This is a genomic window from Azospirillum sp. Marseille-Q6669 (assembly GCF_965111635.1).
The window spans coordinates 442043-458907 of sequence record NZ_CBCOOP010000003.1 but is presented as its reverse complement, the minus strand read 5'-3'; the positions used below and the strand labels follow the sequence as shown (position 1 = coordinate 458907).

The 16865-nt window shown below is 69.3% G+C and carries 16 protein-coding genes; 15 read left to right on the top strand and 1 reads right to left on the bottom strand.

All coding sequences use genetic code 11. From position 1 onward, the window contains the following. Nucleotides 1–93: 93 nt before the first annotated feature. Complete coding sequence (gene leuD / locus ACWPXE_RS19505; RefSeq protein ID WP_145677319.1) at nucleotides 94–705, bottom strand: 3-isopropylmalate dehydratase small subunit; 612 nt, start codon at nucleotides 703–705, stop codon at nucleotides 94–96. 261 nt (nucleotides 706–966) lie between these two features. Here leuD and ACWPXE_RS19500 point away from each other — a divergent pair, with 261 nt between their 5' ends. The 15 genes from ACWPXE_RS19500 to ACWPXE_RS19430 all read left to right on the top strand — a co-directional run bounded on the left by ACWPXE_RS19500 (nucleotide 967) and on the right by ACWPXE_RS19430 (nucleotide 16865). Then, on the top strand, nucleotides 967–2595 hold the full coding sequence (locus ACWPXE_RS19500) for a hypothetical protein (protein ID WP_454019094.1): 1629 nt from the start codon (nucleotides 967–969) through the stop codon (nucleotides 2593–2595). Nucleotides 2596–2650: 55 nt separating this feature from the next. Next, nucleotides 2651–3691: a glycosyltransferase family 2 protein gene (locus tag ACWPXE_RS19495; protein WP_454019093.1), complete on the top strand. Its 1041-nt coding sequence runs from the start codon at nucleotides 2651–2653 to the stop codon at nucleotides 3689–3691. Between the two features lie 2 nt (nucleotides 3692–3693). Next, nucleotides 3694–4128, top strand: a complete 435-nt coding sequence (locus ACWPXE_RS19490; RefSeq protein ID WP_454019092.1) for a GtrA family protein — start codon at nucleotides 3694–3696, stop codon at nucleotides 4126–4128. 152 nt (nucleotides 4129–4280) lie between these two features. Further along, nucleotides 4281–4595 carry a hypothetical protein gene (locus ACWPXE_RS19485; RefSeq protein ID WP_454019091.1) on the top strand — a complete coding sequence of 105 codons (315 nt, stop codon included), beginning with the start codon at nucleotides 4281–4283 and terminating at the stop codon, nucleotides 4593–4595. 75 nt (nucleotides 4596–4670) lie between these two features. Next, complete coding sequence (dapF, locus tag ACWPXE_RS19480) at nucleotides 4671–5507, top strand: diaminopimelate epimerase (RefSeq protein WP_454019090.1); 837 nt, start codon at nucleotides 4671–4673, stop codon at nucleotides 5505–5507. A 45-nt stretch (nucleotides 5508–5552) separates the two neighbouring features. Then, nucleotides 5553–6812: a tRNA (N(6)-L-threonylcarbamoyladenosine(37)-C(2))-methylthiotransferase MtaB gene (gene mtaB / locus ACWPXE_RS19475; protein WP_454019089.1), complete on the top strand. Its 1260-nt coding sequence runs from the start codon at nucleotides 5553–5555 to the stop codon at nucleotides 6810–6812. A gap of 16 nt (nucleotides 6813–6828) precedes the next feature. Further along, complete coding sequence (gene ftsY, locus ACWPXE_RS19470; protein WP_454019088.1) at nucleotides 6829–8061, top strand: signal recognition particle-docking protein FtsY; 1233 nt, start codon at nucleotides 6829–6831, stop codon at nucleotides 8059–8061. Between the two features lie 94 nt (nucleotides 8062–8155). Further along, nucleotides 8156–9685, top strand: coding sequence for an AMP nucleosidase (locus tag ACWPXE_RS19465; protein ID WP_454019087.1), 1530 nt, complete (start codon nucleotides 8156–8158; stop codon nucleotides 9683–9685). A gap of 93 nt (nucleotides 9686–9778) precedes the next feature. Continuing rightward, nucleotides 9779–10855, top strand: coding sequence for a lipid A deacylase LpxR family protein (locus tag ACWPXE_RS19460; protein WP_454019086.1), 1077 nt, complete (start codon nucleotides 9779–9781; stop codon nucleotides 10853–10855). Between the two features lie 66 nt (nucleotides 10856–10921). Then, nucleotides 10922–11497: a septation protein A gene (locus tag ACWPXE_RS19455; protein ID WP_237904857.1), complete on the top strand. Its 576-nt coding sequence runs from the start codon at nucleotides 10922–10924 to the stop codon at nucleotides 11495–11497. 34 nt (nucleotides 11498–11531) lie between these two features. Next, complete coding sequence (gene puuE, locus ACWPXE_RS19450) at nucleotides 11532–12449, top strand: allantoinase PuuE (RefSeq protein ID WP_454019085.1); 918 nt, start codon at nucleotides 11532–11534, stop codon at nucleotides 12447–12449. Nucleotides 12450–12631: 182 nt separating this feature from the next. Next, entirely contained in the window at nucleotides 12632–13792 is a 1161-nt protein-coding gene (locus tag ACWPXE_RS19445) for an SPOR domain-containing protein (RefSeq protein WP_454019084.1), read from the top strand. 219 nt (nucleotides 13793–14011) lie between these two features. Next, nucleotides 14012–14416, top strand: a complete 405-nt coding sequence (locus ACWPXE_RS19440) for a response regulator transcription factor (RefSeq protein WP_454019083.1) — start codon at nucleotides 14012–14014, stop codon at nucleotides 14414–14416. Continuing rightward, complete coding sequence (locus tag ACWPXE_RS19435) at nucleotides 14413–16620, top strand: exonuclease domain-containing protein (RefSeq protein WP_454019082.1); 2208 nt, start codon at nucleotides 14413–14415, stop codon at nucleotides 16618–16620. Before ACWPXE_RS19440 ends, ACWPXE_RS19435 begins: the two co-directional genes overlap by 4 nt. Then, complete coding sequence (locus tag ACWPXE_RS19430; RefSeq protein WP_454019081.1) at nucleotides 16617–16865, top strand: hypothetical protein; 249 nt, start codon at nucleotides 16617–16619, stop codon at nucleotides 16863–16865. The genes ACWPXE_RS19435 and ACWPXE_RS19430 overlap by 4 nt, the downstream gene beginning before the upstream one ends.

The window sequence follows — 16865 nt, the reverse complement described above, 5'->3', positions numbered from 1 at the left end:
GCGGACCGACAGGCCGGAAGTTGGGTCCACCCCCGCCGGTCCGCAAGGCCGTCATGGCCTGATGCCATTGGGCCGGTATCGGTTTGGCTTGGTTCAGCCCCAGAGCCAGGGCTGGCCGCCGCGCTGCTTGCCTTCATACTGGTCGATGAAGGCGGCCTGCTGCATGGTCAGACCGATGTCGTCCAGCCCGTTCAGCAGGCAATGCTTGCGGAAGGGATCGACCTCGAAGCTGATCTTGCCGCCGTCCGGACCGGTGATCTCCTGTTTCTCCAGATCCACCGAAACGATGGCGTTCGACCCGCGCGACGCGTCGTCGAGCAGCAGGTCCACCTGTTCCTTCGGCAGCTTGATCGGCAGGATGCCGTTCTTGAAGCAGTTGTTGAAGAAGATGTCCGCGAAGCTCGGCGCGATGATGCAGCGGATGCCGAAATCGGCCAGCGCCCACGGCGCATGCTCACGCGAGGAGCCGCAGCCGAAATTGTCACCCGACACGAGGATCTTGGCGCTGCGGTAGGCCGGCTTGTTGAGGACGAATTCCGCGACCTCGGCGCCTTCGGGGGTGTAGCGCATCTCGTCGAAAAGATGCTTGCCCAGCCCGGTCCGCTTGATGGTCTTCAGGAATTGCTTGGGAATGATCATGTCGGTGTCGACATTGATCATCGGCAGCGGCGCCGCAACACCGGTGAGAACCGTAAACTTTTCCATCGCCAGAATCCTGTCGCGCAAAAGAGGCGCAAGCGTGTGCATGCGGAGTTCGGTGAATAGCAGACCCGTCCCGCCATTGCCAGAGGAAGCTTGCCGCAAAAGCCGCTCGCGGCGCGCGATTCCGCATCCCGGAACACAGCCGGACGCAACGAAATTGCTCCCGAATTCCCTCCGCCGCCATCGACCCGGCATCCCGTCCTTGCTGCGGGGCGCTCCCTCGCCTACCAAGAGGCGGACGTTTCCCTGGGTTCCGCGATCTCCATGACCTTGCTCCCCGCCGCCCGCCGCCCGCGCACCGCGGCGCTCGCCTTCCTGCTGCTGGCCCCGCCGCTTTACGGCCTGCTCGGGCTGGCGCTCGGCATGGACGCCAATTGGGACCTGCGGAACTACCATTGGTACAACGCCTACGCCCTGCTGACCGGGCGGCTGGGCATGGACATGCTGCCGGCGCAGATGCCCAGCTTCTACAACCCCCTGCTGGACGTGCCCTTCTATCTGCTCGCCAGCCATCTTCCGGCGCGCGCGGCGGGCTTCGTCTGGGGGACGCTGCACGGGCTGAACCTGGCGCTGGCCTTCCTGCTGGCCCACGCCACGCTGCGCGTCGGCAGCGCGGGGCAGCGGGTGACCCTGGCCGCCCTGCTGGCGGTCATGGCCGGTTTCGGGGGCGGGACGCTGGGGCTGCTCGGCACCACCTTTCACGACAACATGGTCAGCCTGGGCGTGCTCGGCGCGCTGGTCGTGGTGGCGGGATCGCTGCCTCGGCTGATCGACGGGCCGGCGCCCGGCGCCTTCGCGCGAGCGGCGGCGGCGGGGCTGCTGGCCGGGGCGGCGATGGGGATGAAGAACCCCACGGTGATCTACGCGGTCGGTCTCTGCCTCGCCTTCCTGGCGCTGCCCGCGCGGCCCTGGCGGCGGCTGTGGCTGGCCTTCTTCTTCGGCGTCGGTGTGCTGGGCGGGCTGGCGCTGTGCGGCGGCTTCTGGATGGCCCACTTGTGGGTGGAGTACGGGAACCCCGTCTTCCCGCACATGAACCAGATCTTCAAGTCGCCCTTCGCCGCGCTGTCCGGCTACGTCAACGTCGGCTTCTTCCCGGACTCGCGGCTGGAGCGCCTGTTCTTCCCGCTGGTCTTCCCCTTCGCACCGCTGAAGGTCGGCGAGGTCCCCTTCTTCGACCTGCGCGTCCTGGTGCTGTTCCTTTTCGTGCCCGTCGCCGCGGCGCTGGCGCTGCTCGGACGGCTGTTCCGCCGCCCCTCTGCGGGATTGACCGAAACAGCCGCCACCCGCTACCTGCTCACCGCCCTGGCGGTGACCTACGCGCTGTGGGTGGGGATGTTCTGCATCTACCGCTATCTGGTGCCGCTGGAGATGCTGGCCCCGCTGGCCATCGTCATGGCGGCGGGCCTGTTGCCGGTGCCGCGCCGGGCGGCGCTCGCTCTGGCGGCGGCGCTCCTGCTGCTGGTCCAGGCCACCGCCCGGCCCGCCGACTGGGGCCGCCTGCCGTGGAGCGAGCGCTGGGTGGAGGCCGCCGTGCCGCCCATCGAGGACCCGGACGACACGATGGTGCTGATGGCCGGCTACTGGGCGATTTCCCATGTCGTCCCGGCCTTCCCGCCGCGCATCCCCTTCGTGCGCATCCAGTCCAACTTCCTCCAGCCGGACTCGGTCGGCAACGGCTACCTCGCCCTGATGCAGGACAAGGTGGGGGCGCACCGCGGGCGCTTCCTGATGCTCAGCACCATCCCCGACACGCCCGGTGCCGCGAAGGCCGCCGCCCTGCTGGGGCTGCGAGTGGCGCAGGACAACTGCCGCGTCATCCCCAACAACCTGGGCGAGCCACTGAACCTCTGCGCTGTGAAGCGAATGGCGGACCTTGAAAGGTCAGTGGATTAAATCAGGCGATTGTGCTGTTTAACCTTACACCGGCACCGTTTCGAAGCGCATCGCCATGACCGTCTCCACCATTGATCGACCGGCCGACCGTCAATCCGACCGGGCCGCGGCCTCCGTCGCTCCAGCCACGGACCCGGACCCGGACACCGCTCCCGTGGTGGCGGTGCTGATCCCCTGCTACAACGAAGAGGCGGCCATCGCCGCCGTCGTGCGCGACTTCCGCGAGGCGCTGCCCGACGCGACGGTCTATGTCTACGACAACAACTCGTCCGACCGCACGGTGGAGGTGGCCAAGGCCGCCGGCGCCGTGGTCCGGCACGAGCCGTTGCAGGGCAAGGGCAACGTCATGCGCCGGATGTTCTCCGACATCGAGGCGGACGTCTATGTGCTGGTGGACGGCGACGACACCTACCACGCGCCGTCCGCCCCGCTGATGGTCAAGCGGCTGTGGGACGACCAGCTCGACATGGTCAACGGCGCCCGCGTCACCGAGATCGTCAAGGCCTACCGGCCCGGCCACCGCTTCGGCAACAAGCTGCTGACCGGCATGGTCGCGCTGATCTTCGGCAACCGCATCCAGGACATGCTGTCGGGCTACCGCGTCTTCTCGCGGCGCTTCATCAAGTCCTTCCCGGCACTGGCCAGCGGATTCGAGACGGAGACGGAGCTGACCGTCCACGCGCTGGAGCTGAACATGCCCATCGCCGAGCTCAAGGCGCCCTACAAGGACCGCCCGCCGGGCTCGCACAGCAAACTGAACACCATCCGCGACGGCGTCCGCATCCTGCGCACCATCGTCAATCTGGTGAAGGAGGAGCGCCCCCTGCCCTTCTTCTTCGCCATCTTTGCGGCGCTTGCCGCGGCGTCGGTGATCCTCGCCTGGCCGGTGGTGGCGACCTATCTGCAGACCGGGCTGGTGCCGCGCCTGCCCACCGCCGTTCTGTCCACCGGGCTGATGCTGTTGGGCTTCCTCAGCCTGACCTGCGGATTGATCCTCGACACGGTCACGCTGGGCCGCCGCGAGGCCAAGCGCATGCGCTACCTGTCCATCCCCGCGCCGGGCGTCCATCCGGTCCGCAAGGCCGCCGGGTCCTGACCATGGGCGATCTCTTCGGACCCCTGTCCGACAGCCGGCTCGGCCGGCTGGCCGTGCAGTTCGGCAAGTTCGGCCTCGTCGGCGTGGTCGGTCTGGTGGTCGACACGGCGGTGGTCTACGCGCTGGTGTTCGGTGCCGGGCTGGAGTTCTTCGCCGCCCGCATCCCCGCCTATCTGGCCGCCGCCACCACGACCTTCGCGCTGAACCGCGCCTTCACCTTCCGCGGGGCGGCCGACGCGCCGCTCTACCGGCAATGGGCGACCTTCCTGGCCGCCAACGCCTTCGGCGGGGCGGTGAATTACGGCGTCTCGGTCGGGCTGGAGGCCGCCCTGCCGCTGGCCGAGGCCCACCCGGTGCTGGCCGTCGCCGCCGGTTCGCTGTCCGGCATGGCGCTGAACTTCGCCGCCTCCAAGCATCTGGTCTTCAAGGGCGCCTGACCTTCGGGCTGCCAAGGGCAACCTCCCCTTCCGGATATCTCCCGAAGCCTCATTGTGCGCCGCCGCGGACACCCGAAGTCCATGGAATGGGGCGCATCCAACGGGAATGGCCCCGACACCGACCTGCCTTGGCAAGGAGCCGGGAGGAAGCCATGAACAACAGCGACGTGCTGTGGGCCTGGGTGGCTGGGGTCACCGTGTCCATAGCCCTGCTGGTCGGGCTGTCCCGCGCGGACGGTCCGCCAACCCACGCTGTGGAGGGGCATTTCACGCTGCCCGACATGGCGATGGGCGCCGCGGGCTGGGATTACGGGGCGTGGGAGCGGACCGGCGGAACGCCGCCGCGGCCCGAGTCGGAGGACACCCTCGCCCGGATGCTCGACCTGCTGGAGGGCATCCCCCCGGCATCGGGCGCCACCCTGCCCGACGGGGACACCGCCGACATCGGCGGGGCCGAAACCCAGTGACCCCGTGAACTGTTTGCCACGACCACCCCGTGCAGCCATGGACTCCGCAGGCCCGGTCGCCATATAACGGCGGTCATGACGCGCGAATTCCTGAAGATGCACGGGCTCGGCAACGACTTTGTCGTGATCGACGCCCGCAAAACGCCGTACTCGCCGGCCGAGGCCGAGGTGCGTGCCATCGCCGACCGCAAGACCGGGGTGGGCTGCGACCAGTTCATCGTGATCGAGCCGGCGAAAACGGACGGCACGGCGGGCTTCATGCGCATCCGCAACGCCGACGGCGGCGAGGTGTCGGCCTGCGGCAACGCCTCGCGCTGCGTCGGCTGGCTGCTGATGGAGGAGGCGGGGGCGGAGCGCGTCGCCTTCGAAACCAACGCCGGCATCCTGCAGGCCGGCCGCGCCGACAACGGGCGCATCACCGTGGACATGGGTCAGGCCAATCTGGACTGGACGCAGATCCCGCTGGCGGAACCGGCCGACACGCTGCGCCTCGACGCGGTGTCGCACGGCGGCTTCGCCGGTCCCACGGCGGTCAGCATGGGCAACCCGCACGCCGTCTTCTTCGTGGACGACGCCGAGGCGGTGCCGCTGGCCGAGGTCGGCCCGGTGTTCGAGAACCACCCGGCCTTCCCCGAGCGCACCAACGTCGAGTTCGTCCAGGTGCTGTCCCCCACCGCCGTCCGCATGCGGGTGTGGGAGCGCGGGGCCGGCATCACCCAGGCCTGCGGGACCGGCGCCTGCGCCACCGCGGTCGCCGCGATCCGCCGCGGGCTGACCAACCGCAAGGTCGACGTGATCCTGGACGGTGGCACCCTGACCATCGAATGGCGTGAGGATGGCCACGTCCTGATGACCGGCCCGGTCGCCCTCAGCTACACCGGGCGGCTGTCTCCGGAGCTGGTCGCCGTCTGAGCGGCCTCCATTGAAGCGTAGGGCCGCCCGTTAGGCTGAAAGAGCATGAGCGACACTGTGACCAACGAGCCGGAGATCGTCACCTTCGGCTGCCGCCTGAACACCTACGAATCCGAGGTGATGCGCACCCACGCCCGCAACGCGGGGCTGGAGGACGTCGTCATCGTCAACACCTGCGCGGTGACCTCGGAAGCGGAACGGCAGGCCCGCCAGACCATCCGCAAGCTGCGCCGCGAGCGGCCGAACGCCCGCATCGTGGTGACCGGCTGCGCCGCCCAGATCGACCCGCAGCGCTACGGCGCCATGCCGGAGGTCGATCAGGTCCTGGGCAACCAGGAGAAGCTCCAGCCGGAAAGCTGGGGCCTGGCCCCGGCGGAGAAGGTGCTGGTCAACGACATCATGTCGGTCAAGGAAACCGCCGGGCACCTGATCGGCGGCTTCGAGGACCGGGCGCGCGCCTTCGTCCAGGTCCAGCAGGGCTGCGACCACCGCTGCACCTTCTGCATCATCCCCTATGGCCGCGGCCCGTCGCGCTCCGTTCCCATCGGCGCGGTGGTGGAGCAGGTGCAGGCGCTGGTGAAGGCCGGCTACAACGAGGTCGTGCTGTCCGGCGTGGACATCACCAGCTTCGGCCCCGACCTGCCGGGCACGCCGACGCTGGGGCAGATGGTGCGCCGCCTGCTGGCGCTGGTGCCGGAGCTGCCGCGGCTGCGCCTGTCCTCGCTCGACTGCATCGAGATCGACGACGACCTGTGGCGCCTGATCGAGACGGAGCCGCGGCTGATGCCGCACCTCCACCTCTCGCTCCAGGCCGGCGACGACATGATCCTCAAGCGCATGAAGCGCCGCCACAGCCGCGCCGACGCCATCGCCTTCTGCGAGCGCGTGCGCTCCCTGCGCCCCGACATGGTGTTCGGCGCCGACTTCATCGCCGGCTTCCCCACGGAAACCGACGAGATGTTCGAGAACACGCTGCGGCTGGTCGAGGAGTGCGGCCTGACCTGGCTGCACGTCTTCCCCTACAGCCCGCGCCCCGGCACCCCGGCCGCCCGCATGCCGCAGGTCGACGGCGGCCTCCGCAAGGAGCGCGCGGCCCGTCTGCGCGCGCTCGGCGCCGAGGCGGAGGCCCGCACGCTGGCCTCGCTGGTCGGGCGCGAGGTGTCGGTGCTGGTCGAGAAGGACGATCTTGGCCGCACCCAGCATTTCGCCGAAATCCGCCTGGGCACGCCCCGGCCCCCCGGCTCCGTCCTGCGCGCCACGGTCACCGGCGTGGCCGGCGGCGCGCTGACCGGCACCCCCCTTTGAGAACAGTGGACACACCATGATCCTGCGTTGGTTCGGCCGCAAGAAGCCCGAAGAGCAAGCCCGCAAGGACGAGACGACCGCCCCGCTCCCGGAGCCGGTTGTCCAGGAGCCGATTGTCCAGGAGCCGCCTGTTCCGGAACCGCTCGCCGAGGAGCCGCCCCCGGTGCCCGAGGTGGTGCCGGAACCCGAACCCCCCCCGCCCGCGGTCGAGACCCCGCCCCCGCCGCCCATCGCCCCGCCGTCCGAGCCGGAGGAGCGCGAGGACGCGCCGGAGATCGTCCGTGAGGACCTCCCCGCGGCCCTGATGGCCGAAGAGGAGAAGCCCAAGAAGGGCTGGTTCGCCCGGCTGAAGGACGGCCTGTCCAAGTCCTCGTCCAAGCTGACCGAGGGCATCTCCGGCATCTTCACCAAGCGCAAGCTCGACGACGAGGCGCTGGAGGAGCTGGAGGAGCTGCTCATCACCGCCGACCTCGGCCCGACCACGGCGGCCAAGGTGACGGCGGAACTGGCCCGCACCCGCTTCGGCAAGGAGGTCAGCCCCGAGGAGGTCAAGGCCACGCTGGCCGCCGAGGTCGCGAAGATCGTCGGCCCGGTGGCCAAGCCGCTGGTCATCGACGCGACGCTGAAGCCGCACGTCATCCTGGTGGTCGGCGTCAACGGCACCGGCAAGACGACGACCATCGGCAAGCTGGCCCGCCAGTTCCGCGCCGAGGGCAAGACGGTCATGCTGGCCGCCGGCGACACCTTCCGCGCCGCCGCGGTCAGCCAGCTGAAGATCTGGGGCGAGCGCACCGGCTGCCCGGTGATCGCCCGCGACACCGGGGCCGACGCCGCCGGCCTCGCCTTCGACGCGCTGGAGGAGGCGCGGCGCCAGGGCGTGGACATCCTGCTGATCGACACCGCGGGCCGCCTGCAGAACAAGGCCGGCCTGATGGAGGAGCTGCGCAAGATCGTCCGCGTCATCAAGAAGGTGGACGAGAGCGCCCCGCACACCACCCTGCTGACGCTGGACGCCACCACCGGCCAGAACGCGCACAATCAGGTGGAGGTGTTCCGCGACATGGTGAACGTCTCCGGCCTTATCCTGACCAAGCTGGACGGGTCGGCGCGCGGCGGCGTGCTGGTCTCGCTGGCCGAGCGGTTCAAGCTGCCGGTGCACGCCATCGGCATCGGCGAGGGCGTCTACGACCTGCGCCCCTTCGACGCCGACCAGTTCGCCAAGTCGCTGATGGGGTTGCCGTCCCAGTAACGGCGCCCCCAAAGGCACAGGCAGGGGGCACAGGCAGGGGGGCCGGGTGAGAAAGGGGCTTCCGACAGCTTCGCCCAAGCCCTATTTGAAGACTATGACGGCTGCCAAGACCTCCCCCTCCCCCGTTCCTCCCGGTCCTGTCGAGCGCTTCACCGACGCGGACGCCGCCCTGGCCCTCGTCAAGGACCTCTACGACCGCAACACCACCTATCTGCGCGACCGCTTCGCCGCCTTCACCCGCGGCGAGGACGGCGGACGGCGGGAACAGGCCCATTATCCCTACGTCCGCCTCTCCACCGCCTCGGCGGCCACGGTGGACACGCGGCTGGCCTACGGCTTCGTCGAGGGGCCGGGCACCTATTCCACGACGCTGACCCGCCCCGACCTGTTCGACCGCTATTACCGCGAACAGCTCTCGCTCCTGCTGCGCAACCACCATGTTCCGCTGGAGGTCGGGGTCAGCGACGAGGCCATCCCCATCCATTTCGCCTTCCCTCAGGGCATGCATGTCGAGGGCGACCTGACGCCGGAGCGGCTGGCCGGGCTGCCTGATCTGTTCGACCTGCCCGACCTCGCCCGCATGGACGACACCATCGTCAACGGCACCTACGAGGAGTCGCTGGACGCGGTGAAGCCGCTGGCCCTGTTCACCGCGCCGCGGGTGGATTTCTCGCTGCACCGGCTGCGCCACTACACGGCGACGGCGCCGGAGGATTTCCAGAACTTCGTCCTGTTCACGAACTACCAGTTCTATGTGGACGAGTTCATCCGCATGGCCCGCGAGATCATGGAGCCGACCGCCGATCCCGAACTGGCCGCCTACCGCAGCCAGTACGACCGCTTCGTGGAGCCCGGCGGCGTCATCGTTCAGAACGCCAATCTGGGTGGCGGCCCCGGCGAGGCGCCGACGAACGGCGCACGGCTGCTCCGCCTGCCGCAGATGCCCGCTTACCACCTGACCCGACCGGACGGCAACGGAATCACCCTGGTCAACATCGGCGTCGGCCCGTCGAACGCCAAGACGATCACCGACCACATCGCCGTGCTGCGCCCGCACGCCTGGATCATGCTGGGCCACTGCGCCGGGCTGCGCAGCACGCAGCGGCTGGGCGACTATGTGCTGGCCCACGGTTACGTCCGCGACGACCATGTGCTGGACGCCGACCTGCCGACCTGGGTGCCCGTCCCGGCGCTGGCCGAGGTGCAGCGCGCGCTGGAGACGGCGGTGGAGCGGGTGACCGGCCTGTCCGGCTACGCGCTGAAGAGCATCATGCGCACCGGCACCGTGGCGACCATCGACAACCGCAACTGGGAACTGCGCGACCACCGCGAGCCGCTGATGCGCTTCAGCCAGAGCCGTGCCGTCGCGCTGGACATGGAAAGCGCCACCATCGCCGCCAACGGCTTCCGCTTCCGCGTTCCCTACGGCACGCTGCTCTGCGTTTCCGACAAGCCGATGCACGGGCAGTTGAAACTGCCGGGGATGGCCGACCGCTTCTACCGCGAGCGGGTGGACCAGCACCTGAAGATCGGCGTGCTGGCCATGGAGCTTCTGCGCGAGCACGGCATGGAAACCCTGCATTCCCGCAAGCTGCGCAGCTTCGCCGAGGCCGCTTTCCAGTAAGACAAGCTGTTTTGCCCCACCCGAAAGCGCAGGCGCCAAAGGGCGCCCGCGTCTTATCTTAGGGTGCCCGGCAACGAAGGGAATTTGACCATTATGGCCGTGCGTTCAGGTTGGAGCGTCATCGCCGCCCTCTCACTCGGGCTGGCGGCGGGACCGGTGCTGGCTCAGGACAATGTTCCGAAAACCGACAGCGTTCCGAACACGGACACCACTCCGCCAGCGGAAACCACGCCCCGGGCCGGCCCGTCCATCGGCTTCTGGGTCGACAACGACCTGTTCGGCGGCGGCACCGACCGTTACTACACGAACGGAGTCCAGTTCTACTACGTCTCCGGCGACCGCCCGACCTACGGCAACATCGACTGGCTGGCCAACCTCGTCCCCTGGATCGGGGAGCATGGGGTGCGGCGCTACGGCATCGCCTTCGGCCAGAACATGTACACCCCCAGCGACATCACCAAGCCGATCCCCGACGCCACCGATCGCCCCTACGCCGGCTGGCTGTACGGGCGCCTGTCGGTGATTTCCGAAGAGACGCGGCAGGTGGACCGCATCGACCTGGACATCGGCATGGTCGGCCCGGCCTCGCTGGCGGAGCAGACCCAGAAGACGGTGCATCGCATCGTGCCGGGCGCCCGCTGGCCGGAGGGCTGGGACTACCAGCTCAAGAACGAGCCGGGCATCATCCTGAGCTACGAGCATGTCTGGCGCGCCGAGCGCCCGGCGCGCATCGGCCCCTTCGAGGCAGACATCAGCCCCCACGTCACGGCCAGCGTCGGCAATGTCCTGACCTTCGGCGGGGCCGGCGTCACGATGCGGCTGGGCGGCAACATGGCGCCGCCGGTCGGCGCGCTGATCCTCCGCCCGACCGCCAGCATCCCCTATCAGGACAGCGTGGCCGCGGGGGCGCCGCGCCCGCCCTTCTCCTGGTACGTCTATGCCGGGGCGGAGGGGCGCGCCGTCGCCCGCAACATCTTCCTCGACGGCAACAGCTTCCGCGACAGCCGGTCGGTGGACAAAAACAACTTCATCGCCGCCTTCCAGATCGGCGTGACGCTGCGCTACGACCGGTTCGGAATCTCCTACGCCCAGAATTTCCTGTCGCCGGAGTTTGAGGGGCAGAAATCCTACAGCAACTACGGTTCGATCCGCGCCTCCTACCGGTTCTGACCGGGCACGGAGGCGTCCCCTCGCTTCCCTCTTTATCCCAGGCCCGGTTCGGTCTATGTGAGGATCATGAACCAATACGCCCGACTGCTGATCGAAGCCGGCCCGCTGGCGGCCTTCTTCATCGCCAATTCCCAGGCCGGCATCATGATCGGCACCGCCGTCTTCATGGTGGCGATCAGCATTTCCGTGCTGGTCTCCTGGCGGTTCGAACGCAAGGTGCCGGTGATGCCGGTGGTCGGGGCGGGCTTCGTCCTGCTGTTCGGCGGGCTGACGCTGTGGCTTCAGGACGACCTGTTCATCAAGATCAAGCCGACGCTGGTCAACCTGCTGTTCGCCGCGGTCCTGTTCGCGGCGCATCTGACGCGGCGCAACGTGCTGAAGCACGTTCTGGGATCCGTCCTGAACCTGTCCGACGCGGGCTGGCGCACGCTGGCGATCCGCTGGGCGTGGTTCTTCCTGCTGCTGGCCGCGCTGAACGAGGTGGTGTGGCGCACCATGACCACCGACGCCTGGGTCAACTTCAAGGTGTTCGGCATCATGCCGCTGACCCTGCTGTTCAGCGCCTTCCAGGCCCCGCTGATCCTGCGCCATCAGGTGCCGGAGGAGCAGTCCACCGAGAAGTCCTCGTCCTCCGCCTCCTGACCGCCCCCCTCCTCCCTGACGGAGCGCCTCCACCATGTCACATGACTACCCGCGCGACCTGATCGGCTACGGGTCCCGTCCGCCGCACCCCTACTGGCCGGGTGGGGCGCGGGTGGCGGTGCAGTTCGTCATCAACTACGAGGAGGGCGGGGAGAATTGCGTCCTGCACGGCGACGCCGCGTCGGAGGCCTTCCTGTCGGAGATCGTCGGCGCCCAGCCCATCGTCGGCATGCGGCACATGAACATGGAATCGATCTACGAGTACGGGTCCCGCGCCGGCTTCTGGCGGCTGCACCGGATGTTCACGCAGCGCGACCTGCCGGTGACCGTCTACGGCGTCGCCATGGCGCTGGAGCGCAACCCGGACGCCGTCCGCGCCATGCAGGACGCCGGGTGGGAGATCGCCACCCACGGCTACCGCTGGATCGACTACCAGCATCTGCCGGAGGAGGTGGAGCGCGAGCACATGCTGCGCGCCATCGAGGTCCACACCCGCGTGACCGGCTCCCGCCCGCTCGGCTGGTATCTCGGGCGGTGCAGCCCCAATACCTGGAAGCTGGTGTCGGAGGAGGGTGGCTTCCTCTACAACGCTGACAGCTATGCCGACGACTTGCCCTACTGGGACGACCGCTTCGGCCGGCCGCAGCTGATCGTGCCCTACACGCTCGACGCCAACGACATGCGCTTCGCGACCAACCAGGGCTTCAACACCGGCGAGCAGTTCTTCACCTATTTGAAGGACAGCTTCGACGTCCTCTACGCCGAAGGCGAAGACCAGCCGAAGATGATGTCGATCGGGCTGCACTGCCGTCTGGTCGGGCGGCCGGGGCGCGCCGCGGCGCTGGCCCGCTTCCTCGACTATGTGCGGGGCCACGAGAAGGCGTGGGTCGCCACCCGGCTGGACATCGCCCGCCACTGGATGGCCGAGCATCCCTACCGCCCAACGGCCTGAACCCGGAAAAAGCGTCCTTGGTGCGCCTTCGCGCCCAACTTTCTCACGCCAATTCGTCGCATCGGCGTTTGAACGAACGTCGAAATACAGTAGAAGGTCTTTGGATCGTGGCGCCGCCCTTCGGGGCCGCGTCCCCGTGACTTCCGACTCCTTGCGATCTTCAACTGGGTGCGCACGCCGCCGTGACGTTCAAGGATGAGATGAAGGCCGCCGGCCAGAAGGCGGAACACAAGCCGTCCCCGATGGCCGATGCCCCCGCTGACGATGGCGGGGAGGCACGGGACGACATCGCCCGCCTTCTGCGCGCCCTCAACGACGACCTGAAGGCCGACCCGGCGGAGGAGGACGATCTCCTGTCCCCGGACGCCGGGCGGAAGGCGGAGCGGCACCTGCCCATCGGCAAGATCGCCGCGGCGCTGGCCGCCGCCATCGGCATCGGCGCGGTCGTCGTGATGCTGGATCAGGGTGGGGAGGCGCCGTCCGCGCCCCCGGCACCGCTCATCACCGCCGTTCCCAGCGCCCCGGCCCCCGGCGGCGCCTCGCCCGGCACCGGAACTCCGGCGAAACCGGAAGCGCTGATCACCCGCGCGGCCCCTGCCGCTGCGCCGGCCCCCGCCGCGCCGGCCCAGGCGCCGATGCAGACGCAGACCGTCGTCGCTCCGGCCGCACCGGCGCCCACGGTGACCACGCCGCCCATGGCGCTGCCGCAGATTCCGCCACCGGCGTTGAAGGTTCCGGAGCCGCCGGCCCTGCCGTCGCCCGCCGCTGCCAGACCGGCCGAGCCCGTCCCCGCGCCGCACCCCGTGGAGACGGCGGAGAGCGCGAAGGTCCCGGCGCATCCGCCGGCTTCGGCCATGGCGCCGTCCCCGGCCGAGCCCGCCAAGGCGCCGCCCCCCGCAAAGACCGCGGAAACGGCAGAGCTTCAGGCCATGCTGTCGGCCCCGCCCCCGCCAGCTTCGGCCCAGCGTCAAGCCGCCGCGGCACGCCCGGCGCCGCAGCCCGCCAAGCCGGCGCCCAAGACCGCCTCCACCCCGCCTGCCACGGCGCCCGCTACGGCGTCCTCGTCGGGCGTGCTGACGCCGCCGGCGTCCACCGCCGCTCCGGACGGGCGCTACACCGTGCAGGTCGGGTCCTTCCAGCAGGCCGACAATGCCGAAGGGTTGGTCCGCCGCCTGCGCGGTCTCGGCTTCAACGCTTACGCGCTGGACTGGACCGACGCCGAGCAGCGGTCCTGGCACGTCGTCCGCGTCGGCGGCTATGCCGACACCGCCGCCGCCCGTCAGGCCGCCGCGTCGCTGAAGGGCAAGGTGGAAGCGCAGCCCATCGTCGTCTCGACGCGCTGACCGCAGGCAACGGCGCCACCGCGACAAACTGTCGCTCCTCTCTATTCCGCTTCTTTCCTTTGGAAAAGCCCGTCCGCAATTTCGGTATTGCAGGCGGGCTTCGTCTTGATCTGTCCTTCTCCTTGCCGCTAACATGGGATTGAACAGGCACGCATATTAGAACAAGCGCAGCCGCAAGAAGCCGGCGCATCAGACCGGCGAACCGGAGGAAACCCTGGTATGAAGCCGACGATCCTGGTCGCCGACGATGAGCCCAGCATCGTCCTCTCTCTGCAAGTCCTGCTGCAGAAGGCGGGCTTTACCGTGCGCATCGCCCGCAACGGCGAGGAAGCCCTTGAGTCGGTTGCGGAAAGCACGCCCGACCTGATCCTGCTGGACGCCATGATGCCGCGGCGCGACGGGTTCGACGTCTGCCAGTCGCTGCGCGCCAATCCCGCCTACCAGTCGCTGCCCATCATCATGCTGACGGCCAAGAGCCGCGACGTGGAGCGGCAGAAGGGCATGGCGCTGGGCGCCACCGACTACATCACCAAACCCTTCTCGACCCGCGACCTCGTCACCACCGTCCGCAAATACCTGAACCCCGAAAGCAACCAGGGCGGAACCGCGGAGCCTCAGCCATGAGTGCCCCGGCGACCACCGGAACCGCCGGAACCGCCGCGCCGGCAACCACCCCGACGGAGCCGCGCCGGATCATCCCCCTGGCCTTCCGCGCCGCCGGCGTCGGCCTGCCCCTGCTGTCGGTGGGGGCCGCGGTCGGCTTCAGCGCGAACGGCGACCCGAACGCCTTCGTCACCTACGCCGTCACCATGACCGCCGCCGTCACCGCCGCGGTCTGGGGCCTGTGGGGGCTGGTCGACCGGCGTCTGCTGCGCGCCTCGGAAACGCTGAGCCGCGAGGCCGGGCTGATCGCCCATGGCACGGCGGACGGCAAGACCGGCGCACGCATCCCGCTGGCGCGCTACGGCGACCTCGCCCCGGTGGCCAAGGCGGTCAACGAGCTGTCGGACAAGCTGGCCGCCGCCCGCCGCGACACCGCGCGCACCGTCGCGGAGTCGACCGCAAAGGCGGAGGAGCAGAAGACGCGGCTGGCCGCCGTCCTGCGCGACCTGCACGAAGGCGTCCTGGTCTGCAACCTGAAGCACCAGATCCTTCTCTACAACCAGACGGCGCTCGACATCCTGCATCTGGCCGGCGACCTCGGGCTGGGCCGCTCGCTGCTGCATTTCGTGGTGGCGGAGCCGGTCACCCACACGCTGGAGCGGCTGACCCTGCGCGTGCGCGAAGGGCGGCACGTCAACCACGAGCACGGCACCACCGCCCAGTTCGTCGGCGCCACGACGGACGGGCGCATCCTGCTGGCCGGGCGCATGAGCGCCATCCTGCAGGACCCGCCGGAGGGCTCGGACGAGCCGCCGACCATCACCGGTTACGTCATCACGCTGTCGGACGCGACCAGCGAGCTGGCCGCGCTCGGCCAGCGCGACGCCCTGCTCCGCGAGGCGACGGAGGGATTCTGCGCCCCCATCGCCAACCTGCGCGCCGTTCTGGAGACGCTGGACGACACGCCGGAGCTGGGGCCGGAGGAGCGGGCCGCCTTCCAGGCCGCGCTGATGGAGTCGTCCAACACCCTGTCGGAGCGGCTGGCCCGCGTCACCAACGAATACCGCAGCGTCGTCACCGGCTCCTGGCCGATGAGCGACATCCACTCCACCAACCTGATCAACCTGATCCGCCACCGCGTCGGGCCGGAGGCACAGTACGGCGTGACGCTGACCGGGCTGCCGCAATGGGTGCACGGTGACAGCTACAGCCTCGTCATCCTGGTCGGCTATCTGATCGAATACGTCTACGCGCTGACCGGGGTCCCCGCGTACGACCTGTCGGTGGAGCCGGGGGACCGCTGGGTCTATCTCGACATCACCTGGCGCGGCCCGTCGGTGCCCAGCGGCATCGTGGACAGTTGGCTCGACCACCCGCTGCCCGACGCGCTGGGCGGCCTGACGGTCGGCGACGTGCTTCAGCACCACAAGAGCACGATGTGGAGCGAGCCGGTGAAGGGGCCGGGGTCGGAAGGCGAGCTGCTGTCGCGCCTGCGCGTGCCGTTGCCGCCCGCGCTGAAGCCGCCCTCCGCCCACACCGCGGCTCGCGGCGGCGCGCGGCCGGAATTCTTCGACTTCAACCTGCTGCACCAGCCGCTGGCCACCAGCGAGCTTGGTCGCACGCCGCTCGACCAGCTCCATTACGTGGTCTTCGACACCGAGACGACGGGCCTGTCCCCCAGCACCGGCGACGAGATCATCCAGATCGCCGCCGTGCGCGTCGTCGGCGGGCGCATCCTGACCGGCGAGACTTTCAACACGCTGGTCAACCCGAAGCGGAGCATCCCGCCGGAATCGATCCCCTTCCACGGCATCACCGACGCGATGGTCGCCGACAAGCCGACCATCGACAAGGTGCTGCCGCAGTTCCGCGGCTTCGTGTCGGGCGCGGTGCTGATCGCCCACAACGCCGCCTTCGACCTGAAATTCCTGAAGATGAAGGAACGGGCCTCGGGCGTGCGCTTCGACAGCCCGGTGCTGGACACCATGCTGCTGTCGCGGATGCTGCTCGGCGAGGGCGGCGACCACACGCTGGACGGCATCGCCGAGCGGCTGGGGATCGAGGTGGTGGACCGCCACACGGCGCTGGGCGACAGCCTCGTCACCGCCGCGGTCTTCCTGCGCATGGTCGAGATGCTCAAGGAACGTGACGTCCGCACGCTCGACGACGCCATCCGCGGCGCCAACATCATCGTCGAGCTGGCGGCGCGGGAGCGCGCCTTTTGACCGGCGGGCCAACCCTGCACCCCGCTTCCCCGCAACCCGCACCCCCTCCACCGCGCCGGGCGGGCGCCGACCGCCTGATCGCGCTGTTCCTGTTCGGCGTGGTCGCCTTCAACCCGCCGCTGCTGCGCGTCTTCGGCGCCGGGGACTCGCTGTTCGGCCTGCCGCTGCTGTACGTGTACGCATTGGGGGTGTGGGGCGGGGTGATCGCGCTGTCGGCGGTGCTCCTGGAACGCAGGGGGCGCTGA